The organism is Candidatus Thiodiazotropha endoloripes, from assembly GCF_001708965.1.
In the GTDB taxonomy this organism is placed as follows: Bacteria; Pseudomonadota; Gammaproteobacteria; order Chromatiales; family Chromatiaceae; genus Thiodiazotropha; species Thiodiazotropha endoloripes.
Genome location: NZ_LVJW01000003.1, coordinates 526,042 through 539,455, shown reverse-complemented (window position 1 = coordinate 539,455; position 13,414 = coordinate 526,042). Strand labels below are relative to the sequence as shown.

Here is a 13,414-nt window from a genome sequence, read left to right as displayed (position 1 = left end):
CATTTTACCTTTTGGGTTGTTTGATCAAGTCCAAACCAACAACCAGGTTAGTTGTTACTGTTCATTGACGCGAGTTGACTGGTCAGATATTCACTGGTGCTGGTCAACAGCGCCATGGTCTGATCCAGTGAGGCAAACTGTCGAATCAGCATGGCCTCATAAGTTTGTAAATGCAACTCCTGACGCTCTATCTGAGTCTGCACCGAGTCTTTCTGACTGTTCAGAGTGTCATCTTTGGAGTCGAGCAGGCCACCTACCTCCAGCAACGACTCAGTGTAGTTGAAGAAGCGAGTCGCATAGCCTGTTGTTGCTTCAGAGAGTATCTGTGTCACTCTGTTAAAGTCATCGGCCAAAGCCGTGGAAAGTTCACTGCTATCGACAGATAAAACACCGTCTCTGTCCCGTGTGATACCGATTTCAAAGAGATAGGCCGTATCACCACTGATATCCACGGTCTGATTGATGACATCGACAAAGCCCTGCTTGATACGCCGCAGGCTGCTGTCGTTATAGAGGGATCCCGCCTCCAGGTCATCGATCTGCTCGATCAGGGTATTGTAGGCATCCACAAAACCGCTGATTCTGTCTTCGATCTCGGTATTGTCCCGGGCGATATTGATGGTTGATGAACCAGCGCCGCTCAGACTGAGCGTCACACCGGATATGGCACTGGTCACTGTATTCGAGGCGCCTGTGATGCTGAAACCGTCAATGGTCAATATGGCGTCCTGAGCAGTATCGACCTGCTCCGCCAGACCGTCACCACCGACACCGATATGAAACAGCCTTGAGAGGCCGTTGGCATCGGTGTTGCTGGCATCATCCCCATCCGTCACATTAACGGTGATGGCATTCGCCAGCCCTGACTCTTCACTGGTCAGAATCAATCGGCTGCCGGATGCCTCATTCAGGATGGTCGCTGTCACACCCGGATTGTCGGTGGCGCTGTTGATCGCGTCACGAATATCCGTGAGGGTGTTGTTTGAGCCATCCAGCACCAGATCCATGGTGTTGCCGTCGACGGTAATCGACAGGGTGCCTGTACCGACCGCCGTGTTGGCATCGGTATAGGCAGAGGAAGCAATCTTGTCGCGGTTCGCCAGTTGGGTAACCACGACATCATAACTGGAAGCCACCGCAGAGGAGTCTGCGGAGACTGTGAGTACCGCCTCATCGGTTGAGGTGGCCGTGAAAGCAGCAAAACCGCTGGAGCTGGTCAGCTCTTCTACAGTCGAGTTGAAGGTATCGATGGCGCTCTTGACCAGCCCAAAGTCGCTGATCTTCTCATCGATCTCTTGTTCCCGAGATTGGAGGGTGGACAGGGGCCGACTCTCGATCTGCAACAGCTGGTTGATGATCGAGTTCCAGTCAGACCCTGTGCTTATCCCTGAAAAGCCTATAGTCATTTCGGTCTTGCCCCTTTGTACAGGTAAGCAATCTCTCTAATTAAACCTGGTCATCCAATAACACGCCTTGAAGCATCCCTTCGCTGGCCTTCTGAACCTGAGAAATAACATGCAAGATCTGGTCCGAAGGTATTTGCCTAACCACCTCTCCGGTATCGGAGTCGATGACTCGCAGTACCTGTTGACCGGTGGCATCGTCAACACTGAATTCCAAATTCCGATTAACTAGTTGATTGAGACTCTCAACCTTGCTCGCCAGCTCAGCGGTATCGATCGCGGGCTGTTGCCCTTGCGCTTGCCTCTGAATAGTTTGCAGCTCAACGGAACCGGTGGACTTAACGTCGACACTAGCTTTGCCATCAGCACTAGGAACTTCCCTTTTATAGGCGTATTGATTGGCCAAATCTGCGATTACGTTTGGCATGGTCATACCCTTATCTATGTTCCAAGTTTAGCATCCGGGGGCGGCGAACGCCCCCGGAAACTACCTTACTGCAGCAAGCTCAAGGCTAACTGAGGAATCGAGTTGGCCTGGGCCAGAGCGGCTACACCGGCCTGCTGTATAACCTGGGCGCTGGTGAATTTTGCAGTCTCACGGGCGAAGTCAGCATCCATGATCCGACCGGCGGCGGCGTATTGAGCTTCTTCCATACTGGCGGCAACCCGACCAGCCTGTTCCAGACGACTCTGCAGCGCACCAACGTTGGCAAGTGCTGTTGAAACCGCGTTGAGGTCGGCGTCAGCCGTTGCGGTATTGGAGATCGCAGCAGTACGGGCTGCCAGTGCGGCAACTGAAATATCGATGGTTTCAGATGTGTTCGCACCAACCACGATGGTGCCGCCACCACCGAATACGGCAGTGCCATTAAAGGTCGCACGACCCAGTGATGCGGTGATTTCTGCGGTAAGCGCATCAAACTCAACAGACATCAGAGCCTGCTGTGCTGCGGTGTAGAGGCCACTGCCGTGTTGTACGGAGAGCTCACGTTGACGCTGCATCATGTCACTGACTGACTGCAGGGTTGCATCGGCAACCGACAGGAAGGATGTGCCGTCCGCGATGTTACGCTGGGCTACGGTCAGTCCGCGAGCCTGTGCAGTCTGCAACTGGGCGATCGCCAGACCGGCGGCGTCGTCTTTCGCCATGTTGATGCGAAGACCGGATGATAGGCGTTGAACTGAAGACTGAAGATCGGATTGTGTACGATTCAGGTTTTTCTGTGCGGCAAGGGAGAATACGTTAGTGTTGACTGTGATTGCCATGACTAATTCCTCTATCTATACCGATGATGGCATCTATGGTTAAGCGCTCGATCACCGGCGATTTGCATTTAGCGGATATACCATTCAATTGTTGGTATTTACCGCCTCCGCTAATTGTAACGGCCCGGCTGCGGAGAACTTTAACCCGACCTGACTTCACTGAGACAGTGGACAACAAAAAACATAGAAGCATAACTAACTGTTTTTATTGATTTAATAACCAGCTTAGCGTGATTCGGCGCAAGGAACAAACATCCTGTGCTTTAATTTCCTGCCTGACAGGCCGGCAAAAGCTGCCGGCCTGCTGGCAATAAAACACCGTCTAGCGACTGACCATCGATCAGTCGCATTGGGTTGAATGGCAATCAACCGGCCATAAGATCCGCTTCTACGATGTTTTTGGCAAAATCCTGATAGGCGCTGCCGACCTGCTTGGCCATGGTGTCAGGATAGGCATGAAACTCACCGGACTCGATGGCAGCGATAATGCACTGGGGTACCAGCTCTGCTGGTTCCGCCAGATCTCCCAATCCGGCGCTGGCCGCCATATCGGTGGCAATCGGTCCGGGATGGACACTGACCACCTGAGTACCCTGATCCTTCAGCATATCCCGCAATCCCTGGGTAATGGAGTAGGCCGCCGCCTTGGAAGCTGAATAGGTGGCGAAATCGGCGAAATTCTTGATCGACGCCACTGAATTGAGCTGCACCAGCGCCCCACCACCGTTTGCTTTGAGGATAGGCGCAAACGCCTGGGCCATACGCATCAGCCCGTAGACATTCACCTCCATCTCATCCTGCATCGCCACCACCGCATTACTCGCCATGGGATTGGCGATGTTCAGCATGCCGGCATTGTTGATCACGATCTCCACATCCGTGGCGACTTTCGCAGCCGCGATGATGCTGTCCGGATCGTGCAGATCGATCCGCAGGGGCACCAGCCGATCCCCGTAAGTGCGGACCATCGATTCCAGAGTCTCAGGTTTGCGCACTGCTGCGTAAATTTTACTGGCGCCGGCCTTGAAAAAGCCCTCAACAATACTCTTGCCGATACCCCGATTGGCACCGGTGACCAACACCACACGATCGTTTACTGATTTCATGAATAGATACCTCAAATTTGCACGGTCATTGTGTACCGGTCGGTACATATTGAAAAAGTATACCGCTCGGTACATAATGTCAAGTAACCATTTTTTTATATCCAAGAGCATGCGATGAGTGTTGGCCGGAAAAGATCATTCGATAAGTCAGCGGCGCTGGACAAGGCGATGCGTCTGTTCTGGAAGAACGGTTATTCCGGCACCTCAGTCAGCGACCTGACCGAGCTGTTGGGGATCAACAAGCCCAGCCTCTATGCCGCCTTCGGTAACAAGGAGCAACTCTTCACCAGCGCCCTGCAACACTACCGATCCAGTTATGGCGAACCGGTACTGGACAAATTGGACAATCCCCAATCGCTACCCCTCAGAGATCGCATCCAGGCCTATATGACAGGTGTCATCGATCTGGTGTCCGACCAGCACTCCCCCAAGGGGTGCCTGTTTGTCAAAAGCAGCTGTGAATCGGGTAGCTCCTGGATGCCGGATGGTGTTACTGAATCCCTGCAGGACCAGGGCCTGCAGGCCAGGCAGAAAATGACAGCACTGTTCGAGGATGAACAGCAACAGGGCCGGCTCTCGAGGGAAGTCAAAGCGAATGAAGTTGCCGACTACCTGATGTCAGTGCTCTACGGGATATCGGTTATGGCGAGGCAGGGCAGAGCCAGGAAAGATCTCATCGCAATCGTCGAGATGGCCCTGAAGACTCTGCCGGTTGGTGAGTCGTAGATGGTTTACAGATAGTTGAACAGAGACAGACTCTGCACCATGTTGAAGGATTGCTGCGCCGCCTGAAGCGCCAGCATATCCTGCTCGAAGCGACTCACCGCTTCGGCCAGATCGATATCCTCGATCTCCGAGAGGGAGCTCTGCATGGTGAAGATGAAATCCTCATTGACCCGCCCCTGATCCTCGATGGAGTTGAGCCTCGCCCCACCCCGGGCGCGTACGGCGCCGATCTGTTCATGGGCCGCATGGATGTCATCGATCAACACAGCGTTTGGCGCATCCGCCTCCAGACCGGCGATCACACCATGTACCGTCTCGAACAGGTTGCGTTGGGCACCGGTACTGGTAGTCAGATTCATGAACACATCGTATCCGTTCTCCCGATCCTGAATCTGCCGGGTGGCGGAGACCTGGATGGTTCTCACACCCATGTCCCCGGAATAGGCAAACACCCCGTCAGCCGGGTTGCTGAAGGGGATCGAGTCCGCATTGTAACCGGCAAAGATATACTCGCCGTCACTGTCCTGGGTATTCGCCAGTCCCATCAGTTCGTCGTTGAGTTGCCTCAGCTCCTGAGCGATGGCGATTCTCTGTTCGGCGGAGTAAGTGTCACTCTGCCCCTGCAGGGTCAACTCAAGCACCCTGGGCATGATATCGTCCACCGCCGCAAGGGTGGCCTCCTGCAGATCCAGTCGGGCCCGGGCCCGGTCCGCATTGGCCTGATACTGTTCCACCTGGGTGATCGCGGTTTTCAGATTCAGCGCCTGGGCGGCCCCTGGCGGATCATCCCGCGGGGTCAATATGCGCTTGCCGGTGGAGATCTGCATCTGGGCGCGACTCAGTGCTGACTGGCGCTCCAGCATGCTGTCGATGCCCCGGCTGAATAGCGTGGAAGTTGAGACGCGTTCCATAGATTATCTCCGAACTGCACCCAGCAGTGTGTCGAACAGGGTGCTGGCCACTGAAATCACCTGGGCCGATGCCTGATAGGCCTGCTGATACTGAATCAACCGACCGGCCTCTTCATCCAGATTGACCCCTGAGACCTCGGCCATGGCCTCTTTGGTGCGGGTCAGCAGACTCTCCTGGGCAGAGAGGTTCAGCTCCGCGTGACGGGTTCTGGAACCCACATCCGAGACCATCGAGACATAGCTCTCGTCGATGGTTGAGGTGCCACCCAGCAGTACACTCTGGCTCTGTACACTGACCAGTCCCAGGGCATTGCGATTGTCACCGGTACCGCTGGTGTTGTTGCCGATGATAAAAGTATCACCGTCGTCCGGTACACCGGAGATGGTGAAGCTGATATCGCCATAGAGAGGAAAGGTGGTGCCGGGTACCTGGGTACCGGCAACCGTTGCGGTATTCAGATCGTCGTAGGTGATGAAGTCGTCAAACGGATCCACACCGGGTACTGAACCGGGATAGTAGACCTCGAAACCACTGGTCGGACCACCCTGGTCATCATAGACAAGCTGAATGGTGCCACCGGCCAGGGGCAGCCCGGTCATACTGGTATTGGCCGGTTGGGTGATGGTTGCATTACCCGTATTCAGGGGATTGCCGTTGGCATCCACTGCCGGCCCGACTCTGAGGGGCGAGGCAGCTGCGAGACGCTCAACATCATCGAACAGCAGACTGAAGTTGTGTGCCGCATTGCGGGTCGGCTGAATGATGAAGGTATCACCTGCCGCCGCACCGACCGCATTGATGTCGATATCGACCCCGTCCACGGTATTCAGTCCGGCAGCAAGCACCTGGGTCACCCCGCTGTTCAGGTTGCGCAGGGTGAAGTCCGCGCCATCGTAGGTCAACTCGTAGGCGTCACCGGTGAGACTGCCCACATCGTTGATGGTGGCGGTAATCGAACTGCCGTTACCCGGTCTTGGAAAGACCTCGACCGTTCCCATACCGAACATGGCGGTACCGGTCAGTCCCTGCAGGTCGAGACCCAATTGGTTCTGACTGTTGATCTCTTCGGCGATACCCAGCGCAACCAAACCTACCCGGTTCTGGGTCGGATCGAGTATTTCGTCACGGAATCTGAGCATACCGCCGATCTCGCCCCCACTCATCTGGTCGGTTACCACCTGGGTACCGAAGGCAAAGTCAAAAGTGATCTCCAGATGACTGGGGTCCATGGTCGAGGGCTGGGTGCCCAGGGTCGATGCATCGGTGTCCATCACCAGAGGCTGACCCTTGCCGATGAATACATTGTAGGCGCCGTCGGTCTGTTCCAGGACCTGAATATCGACCAGCTCCGCCAGTTCATTGACCAGCTGGTCCCGCTTGTCCAGCAGATCGTTGGGGGTACTGCCATAGGCGATTTTGATATCGGCGTTGATCTCGGCAATTCCCTCGGCAATGCGGTTGATCTGACCGATGTTGTATCCGATCTGGTTGTTGATCTGGTTGCGCATGCTTTCGAACTGCTGATCGAAATATTGGAACCGGTCGGCCAGTGAGGCCGCTTCGGTGAGCACCAGCTGACGCGCCGGAATTGAGGCTGGATCGTCCGCCATACCCTGTAGTGCATTGAAAAAATTCTGAATCACCGGCTGCAAACCGGCATCGGCATTGGCCACCAGATCATCCAGCTGCTTGGCTCCTTCGAAATAGGCCTGCAGCTCGGAGGCCACCGAGGAGCTGGCGCGCATCTGGCCGGCGATGAAATCGTCGTATTGACGACGAACTTCGGAAGCATCGACACCACTGCCGATAAAACCGACCGCACTCTGGCTCGGCAAACGGGTGGCAAAATCGATCCGCTGACGGCTATAGCCATCGGTATTCACATTGGCAATGTTATGGCCGGTGGTATCCAGAGCCAGCCGAGTGGCGACCAACCCGGAGACACCTATGGACTGTAAACTCACGTTACTAGCCTCCTATTCCGCTATATCGGCTGACTGACTGAACTCTTGACCTGGTCCAGTGCCGCCTGCATTTCCGGTCCCTCCATCACCCGCAGTATCTTCTCCGCGTAGTTGGGATCGGTGGCATAGCCCGCATCCTGCAGCGCCTGGAAATAGGCAGCCGTATCCTGGGTGCTGTCGAGGGCTTCGCTGTATCTTGGATTCTGTTTGAGGAAGGCCACATAGTCCTGGAAACTCGAATCGAAGGAGTCATAGCTGCGGAAATATTCGCGGCGGCGCACCGCCACATCATCCTGATACTCCAGGGTCTCGTTACCTATCCGCTCACCAGCCCAGCGTTGGTCCGCTTTGATGCCGAAAAGATTATGACTGTTGTTGCCATTGGCAGCGGAGATCATATGGCTGCCCCAGCCTGTCTCCAAAGCCGCCTGTGCCAAAAGCGCTTCTGTGGGCAGCCCCAACTCTGTGGCAGCCGCTTCAGCCGAGGCCCAGAGGGTTGAGACAAAGCTTTCGGGAGATTCGATATTCGGTGCTGCCTGTTGTGTTGGTTCCGCCGTATCAGCTGGTGGCTTATTGGTCACATGCCGACGGGCCAGAGTGGCCGGGTTGTTCCAGTAGCTCTCCAGACCGGAGAGCTCTCGCGTCGCAACCTGGGTCTCGCCACCCAATTGACGACGCAGCATGGGGGTCATACCAAGACCCTGTTTCTCCGCCAAATGGACAGCCAGTTGCTGATCATACATATCCTGGGCAAAACGGCTCTGCTTGCTGTCGAAGACTCCACCGCCGAAGCTGGCCTGACGCATCTGCTTGACCATCATCTGGATAAAGACGGACTCGAACTGCCGAGCCGCCTTTTCTGCGGTTGCCCCCTGATCCGCCCGGGCCTGATGTTTCAGTTCAGCCAGCCCGGAGAAGTCGTGATAGAGGGAGGGGGAAACGTTGTTCATCAGATCACCAGCAACTCTGCACGCAGGGCGCCAGCCTCTTTCAACGCTTCAAGAATAGCCACCAGATCACTGGGAGCGGCACCTACCTGATTGACGGCACGCACTACCTCATCAAGTGAAGCACCGGGATTGAAGAGAAACATATGGTTCTGCCCCTCTTCGGTCACAGTGATCTGGCTTTGGGGAACCACTTCGGTGTTACCACCGCGGGAGAAAGGCGCCGGCTGGGAAACCGCCGGATCCTCGCTGATGCTGACCACCAGGTTGCCGTGGGATACGGCAGCGGGATAGACCCGTACCTGGTTGTTGATCACCACGGTACCGGTTCTGGAGTTGACGATCACCTTGGCTGAGGCGACACCGGGTTTGACTTCAAGCTCTTCGAGCATGGAGATGAAGGTGACCTTCTGGCCTGGATCGAGCGGCGCATTGACCCGAATGGAGGTGGAATCCACCGCCTTCGCCGTACCCGGACCAATGGTCAGGTTGATCGACTCTGCGACCCGCATGGCGGTGGTAAAGTCACCATCATTCAGATTCAGGGTCAGCATCGGCGCCTTGTTGAAACTGTTGGGGACTTCCCGCTCCACCGTCGCACCGTTCGGAATCCGTCCGGCACTGGGAATATTGACGGTCAGCTTGGAGCCGTCCTGACCTTCCGCACTCAGACCACCCACCACCAGGTTACCCTGGGCCAGGGCATAGTTGTTACCGTCGGCACCTTTCAATGGAGTCATCAACAGGGTACCGCCACGCAGGCTTTTGGCATTCCCCAGTGAGGAGACGGTGATATCGAGTTTCTGGCCGACCTTACTGAATGGGGGCAGATCACCATGCACGATCACCGCAGCCACATTCTTCGGTTTGATGTTGACCCCTTCAGGGATCTGCACCCCCAACTGGGAGAGCAGGTTCTTCAAGCTGTTGATGGTATAGGGTGAATCGGTATCCTTATCGCCGGTGCCGTTCAGCCCCACCACCAGACCGTAACCGATCAGCTGGTTGTTACGCACACCCTGGATCGATGCCAGATCTTTGATGCGCTCCGCCAACAAGGGTTGTGCGCTCATCATCACAATGGCAAGAACCAGGAGAATTCGTTTCACAAGAGCTTTCATCTCAGATACCTCAGAAGGGAGAGAGCACACTGTTGAAGAACCGGGAGAGCCAACCCATGGAGTTGGCATCCGCTAACGCACCTTCACCTTTATAGGTAATGGTCGGATCGGCGATACGGGTCGAGGCAACGGTATTGGTAGGCGAGATGTCACTGGGTCGGACGATGCCGGAGAGCCGTACATACTCGGTACCCTGGTTGATGCCGATACGCTTTTCACCACGCACGTATAGATTACGGTTGGGCAGTACTTCAATTACCGAGACAGTGATACTGCCGCTCAGGGCATTGCTTTGGGAGGCACTGCCGTCACCACTGAAATCATTCTCGGAGGCCAGATCGAATCCCAGATTGACATCTTTGTTGTTGGCGATGGGTACAAAACCGGGCACATTGAACTCCATCGCCTGACCGAACAGCGTCGGACTGGTCAGGCTGTTGTTTGAACTTTTGGATGTTGAGGTAGAGGCGGATTTATTCGCCTGGGTACTTTCAACCAGTCGCACGGTCAGCAGATCGCCAACCCGACGGGCGCGTTGATCTTCAAACCAGGCATTCTCGTAACCCGCCTGATAGATCGATCCGTTGCCGGTGGGCGCCGGTGGCGGCAATACCGGACGGATCGGCGCATAGGCAGCATCACGCACCGGGTTACTGTTCTGGCAACCGACCATCACCAACATCATTAAAGCCAGCCAGGTTGTTTTGTGTAGTCTGCCCATCAGCCCGTTATCCCGTTAAAGTTGCTGATTGACGTAGGAGAGCATCTCGTCAGTGGTGGAGATTGCTTTCGAGTTCATCTCGTAGGCGCGCTGTGTCTCGATCATATTCACCAGCTCTTCAACCACGTTCACATTCGAGCTCTCCAACGCCCCCTGAATCAAAGTACCGGTACTGTCATTGCCGGGGATCGCCGTATTCACCCCACCACTGGCATTGGTCTCACGGAACAGGTTGTCACCGATCGGCTCCAGACCCTGGGGATTGACGAAGTAGGCCAGTTCAACCTGACCGATCTGAGTCGGCGTACTGGTGCCGGATACCAAGGCGGAGACCACACCGTCGGAACCGACGGTCAGACTGGTGGCGTTGCTGGGTACGGTCATCGCCGGCTGCAGCTCATAGCCGTTGGGGGTGACGATATTGCCATCGGCGGTAAGACTGAAGGTACCGTCACGGCTATAGACGATATTGCCGTCCGGATGCAGCACCTGAAAATAGCCTTTACCCTGAATCGCCACATCGAGGGAGTTGCCGGTCTGTACGATATTACCCTGGCTGTGCTCTTTCTGAGTCGCAACCACCCGCACACCGGTACCAACCATCAGACCCGATGGCAACTCGGTATTCTCCGAGGATTGGGCACCTACCTGGCGCAGATTCTGGTAGATCAGATCGTTGAACACGGCCCGGTCACGCTTGAAGCCGGTGGTATTCACATTGGAGAGATTGTTGGAGATCACAGACATGTTGGTCTGCTGAGCATCCAATCCGGTTTTAGCGATCCACAGTGCCGGGTACATAGTCTCTTCCTCGTTGCGTTACTGTTTAATCGATATTGTGCAAATTGCCTGCCAACATCAGCTCATGTTCATCAGGCTGGCCGATGCCTTGTCCATCTCTTCGGCGTTTTTCATCATCTTCACCTGCAGCTCGAATTTGCGCGAAAGCTCAATCATGTTCACCAGGGCGTCAGCCACATTAACATTGCTGCTCTCGATGCTGCCTGAAACCAGCTGGGTTGCGGCATCCGCGTCCGCTTCACCCCCCTCTTTCATACGCAGCAGACCATCCTCGCCTTTGCTGAGCGCATCCCGTGGCGGATTGACCATCTTGATCCGGTCAACGACGGCCAGCGCTTCCGGGGTGGCACCCTCAGGGAGAACCGTGATGGTGCCGTCCGGTGCGATCTCGAGACGCTCCATGGGCGGCAAGGCAAGCGGTCCACCATTGCCGATCACCGGCAAACCTTCGCCGTTCGTCACCAGGCCGTTGGCATCCACTTTGAGATCACCACGCCGAGTATAGGCCTCCGAGCCATCCGGGGCCTGTACAGCAAAATAGCCCTCACCGTTGATCGCCACATCCAGGGGATTGCCGGTGGATTGCAGGCTGCCCTTGTCGAAATTGATATCCGGGCGCTCGTCCAGGGCGTAGACCCGGGTTGGATAACCTGGCCCAAACACAGGCATACTGCGGAACTGGTTGAGATCCTCCATGAATCCCGGGGTGTTCACATTGGCCAGATTATTGGAGTTGCTCGCCTGGGCCATCAGCGTCTCTTTGGCACCGCTCATAGCGACATAAAGCATACGATCCATGGGTTGGCTCCTGTCTAGAAATCTTCACTCGATCATCTTTGACAAGAACTCTGCAATTTACGGACCAGCCTGAGGAAACAGAGACATATGAGGTATCTAAAGCGGTTTAAAACAAGCCAGGCAAGCATTCGACTCAAGTCAGTGACAAGTAAACCTGGAACCGACGTCAGGTGAGATTCTAAAGGAGCTGCGAATTAGCGATAATGTAGGCAACTTAAATAATCGAAAAAAAGCAGATGGCCAAAAACACAAAAAAACAGACCCCCTCCCAAGAGACGGTAACCGAAGCCATGCAGATCGCCCGCGCCAATCAGCGTCCAGGTCAGACCAAGGAGCAGACCAAACTGATTGCCATGGGTATCCAGAAAGGCATAGATCAATATAAGAAGCAGCACAAAGCCAAAATCAGGGAGATGGACAAACGCAAAAAGAAGGAGCAGCGCAGTAAACAGGACGATCTTGAAACATCCCAGCAAACCAACGATAGCGACACTCTGCAACAAGCGCCCAATAGACTGCCATGGGTATTGCTGACGCTCTCCTGGCTGCTGTTTGCCGCCTACCTGGTGATTTCCCAGTTCTACACAGCTTGAACCGGATGGATCAGCGCCATCATCCGTCAAGAGAATCCGCGTAGGCGAACAGGGCCGGCACACCACCGGTATGCCAGAAAAGCACCTTATCGGTTTTATTGAACTCACCACCGCGGATCATATCGATCAAGCCACCCATGGCACGGCCTGTGTAGACAGGATCCAGTAGAATGGCTTCGTTTTCAGCGGTCAGTGAAATCGCCTCTCTTTCCAGTTCACCGATTACCCCATAACCATCACCGACGTAATCCCCGTTGAGGATCAGCTCTTCAGCCGTGAAACGACGGTCACTGTTGATCGACAGGCTGGTTCTGTTGGCCAGCTCAACAATGAAATCACCAAATGGGATCGTGTTGCTTTCACCTTTATCGATATTGATGCCAATCAAACGGTAAGCTTTATGCAGCAGGACCTTACCCAGCATCATACCGGCATGGGTGCCACCGGAACTGGAGGCAAAAACGATGTGGGTGATTGCCGAAGTATCCAACTGCATCTCCAGCTCCGCCATGGCGTGGACAAAACCATAGGCGCCAATTTCATTCGAACCACCATAGGGAATTACATAAGGTTGGCTGCCCTCTCTCTTCAGATTTTCTACAATCTCAGGAATATCCTCGCCTTTGCGATGAACACCTCGCCAGTGCACCTGGGAGCCAAACAGCTTATCCAGCATAAGATTGCCGTTTGCCGTGTCGGGGGGTTCGCCACCAAGTACCAGATGACACGACTTATGCAGTAGAGCGGCTGCGGCAGCCGTTTGCCGACAGTGGTTTGACTGTGCAGCGCCAGCCGTTACCACGGTATCGCAATCCTTGGTTATCGCATCGTAAAACAGATACTCAAGTTTTCGGGTTTTATTGCCACCGAGCGCCAATCCGCTCAGGTCATCCCGTTTCATGAATATTTCCGGGCCATTCAGAAGTGAACTGAGACGACTGAGCTTGGTGATTGGTGTGGGAAAAAGCCCAAGGTTTACTTTGGAGGGGGATGTAATACTCATACTGAGAATATTGCCAGCAATACAGTTTAAAATTATTGTTCAATGATGCCGAA

Annotated in this window: 14 protein-coding genes; 2 read left to right on the top strand and 12 right to left on the bottom strand. The window is 54.8% G+C overall.

The window, feature by feature from the left end; all coding sequences use genetic code 11:
• Nucleotides 1–47: 47 nt before the first annotated feature.
• From fliD to A3193_RS02475, 4 genes are all read right to left on the bottom strand, one after another.
• On the bottom strand, nucleotides 48–1,406 hold the full coding sequence (fliD, locus tag A3193_RS02490) for a flagellar filament capping protein FliD (RefSeq protein WP_069013953.1): 1,359 nt from the start codon (nucleotides 1,404–1,406) through the stop codon (nucleotides 48–50).
• Nucleotides 1,407–1,446: 40 nt separating this feature from the next.
• Complete coding sequence (locus A3193_RS02485) at nucleotides 1,447–1,830, bottom strand: flagellar protein FlaG (RefSeq protein WP_162272505.1); 384 nt, start codon at nucleotides 1,828–1,830, stop codon at nucleotides 1,447–1,449.
• A gap of 65 nt (nucleotides 1,831–1,895) precedes the next feature.
• Nucleotides 1,896–2,669, bottom strand: a complete 774-nt coding sequence (locus tag A3193_RS02480; protein ID WP_069013952.1) for a flagellin N-terminal helical domain-containing protein — start codon at nucleotides 2,667–2,669, stop codon at nucleotides 1,896–1,898.
• Nucleotides 2,670–3,034: 365 nt separating this feature from the next.
• Nucleotides 3,035–3,775 (bottom strand): SDR family oxidoreductase, encoded by a 741-nt coding sequence (locus A3193_RS02475; protein ID WP_069013951.1) that lies wholly within the window; start codon nucleotides 3,773–3,775, stop codon nucleotides 3,035–3,037.
• Between the two features lie 114 nt (nucleotides 3,776–3,889).
• Here A3193_RS02475 and A3193_RS02470 point away from each other — a divergent pair, with 114 nt between their 5' ends.
• Nucleotides 3,890–4,501: a TetR/AcrR family transcriptional regulator gene (locus A3193_RS02470; RefSeq protein ID WP_069013950.1), complete on the top strand. Its 612-nt coding sequence runs from the start codon at nucleotides 3,890–3,892 to the stop codon at nucleotides 4,499–4,501.
• Between the two features lie 5 nt (nucleotides 4,502–4,506).
• On the opposite strand, the gene flgL is transcribed toward A3193_RS02470, so the two are convergent.
• The 7 genes from flgL to flgF are packed head-to-tail and all read right to left on the bottom strand — an operon-like array spanning nucleotide 4,507 to nucleotide 11,765.
• The gene (flgL, locus tag A3193_RS02465; RefSeq protein WP_069004596.1) at nucleotides 4,507–5,412 is read right to left on the bottom strand and encodes a flagellar hook-associated protein FlgL; all 906 of its coding nucleotides are present in this window, start codon (nucleotides 5,410–5,412) and stop codon (nucleotides 4,507–4,509) included.
• A 3-nt stretch (nucleotides 5,413–5,415) separates the two neighbouring features.
• Nucleotides 5,416–7,377: a flagellar hook-associated protein FlgK gene (flgK, locus tag A3193_RS02460; protein WP_069004595.1), complete on the bottom strand. Its 1,962-nt coding sequence runs from the start codon at nucleotides 7,375–7,377 to the stop codon at nucleotides 5,416–5,418.
• A 20-nt stretch (nucleotides 7,378–7,397) separates the two neighbouring features.
• Nucleotides 7,398–8,327 carry a flagellar assembly peptidoglycan hydrolase FlgJ gene (flgJ, locus tag A3193_RS02455; RefSeq protein WP_069013949.1) on the bottom strand — a complete coding sequence of 310 codons (930 nt, stop codon included), beginning with the start codon at nucleotides 8,325–8,327 and terminating at the stop codon, nucleotides 7,398–7,400.
• Nucleotides 8,327–9,400, bottom strand: coding sequence for a flagellar basal body P-ring protein FlgI (locus tag A3193_RS02450; protein WP_305782023.1), 1,074 nt, complete (start codon nucleotides 9,398–9,400; stop codon nucleotides 8,327–8,329). The genes flgJ and A3193_RS02450 overlap by 1 nt, the downstream gene beginning before the upstream one ends.
• 55 nt (nucleotides 9,401–9,455) lie before the next feature.
• A complete protein-coding gene (flgH, locus tag A3193_RS02445) occupies nucleotides 9,456–10,166 on the bottom strand; it encodes a flagellar basal body L-ring protein FlgH (RefSeq protein ID WP_069004592.1) in 711 nt (236 codons plus the stop codon).
• Between the two features lie 15 nt (nucleotides 10,167–10,181).
• A complete protein-coding gene (gene flgG / locus A3193_RS02440; RefSeq protein WP_069004591.1) occupies nucleotides 10,182–10,967 on the bottom strand; it encodes a flagellar basal-body rod protein FlgG in 786 nt (261 codons plus the stop codon).
• Nucleotides 10,968–11,024: 57 nt separating this feature from the next.
• Nucleotides 11,025–11,765 carry a flagellar basal-body rod protein FlgF gene (gene flgF, locus A3193_RS02435; RefSeq protein ID WP_069004590.1) on the bottom strand — a complete coding sequence of 247 codons (741 nt, stop codon included), beginning with the start codon at nucleotides 11,763–11,765 and terminating at the stop codon, nucleotides 11,025–11,027.
• A 236-nt stretch (nucleotides 11,766–12,001) separates the two neighbouring features.
• Between flgF and A3193_RS02430 the strand changes: the two genes are divergently transcribed.
• The gene (locus tag A3193_RS02430) at nucleotides 12,002–12,358 is read left to right on the top strand and encodes a DUF2956 domain-containing protein (RefSeq protein WP_069004589.1); all 357 of its coding nucleotides are present in this window, start codon (nucleotides 12,002–12,004) and stop codon (nucleotides 12,356–12,358) included.
• A 19-nt stretch (nucleotides 12,359–12,377) separates the two neighbouring features.
• Here A3193_RS02430 and A3193_RS02425 read toward each other — a convergent pair whose 3' ends face one another.
• Nucleotides 12,378–13,361 (bottom strand): D-cysteine desulfhydrase family protein, encoded by a 984-nt coding sequence (locus A3193_RS02425; RefSeq protein WP_069013947.1) that lies wholly within the window; start codon nucleotides 13,359–13,361, stop codon nucleotides 12,378–12,380.
• Between the last annotated feature and the right edge of the window lie 53 nt (nucleotides 13,362–13,414).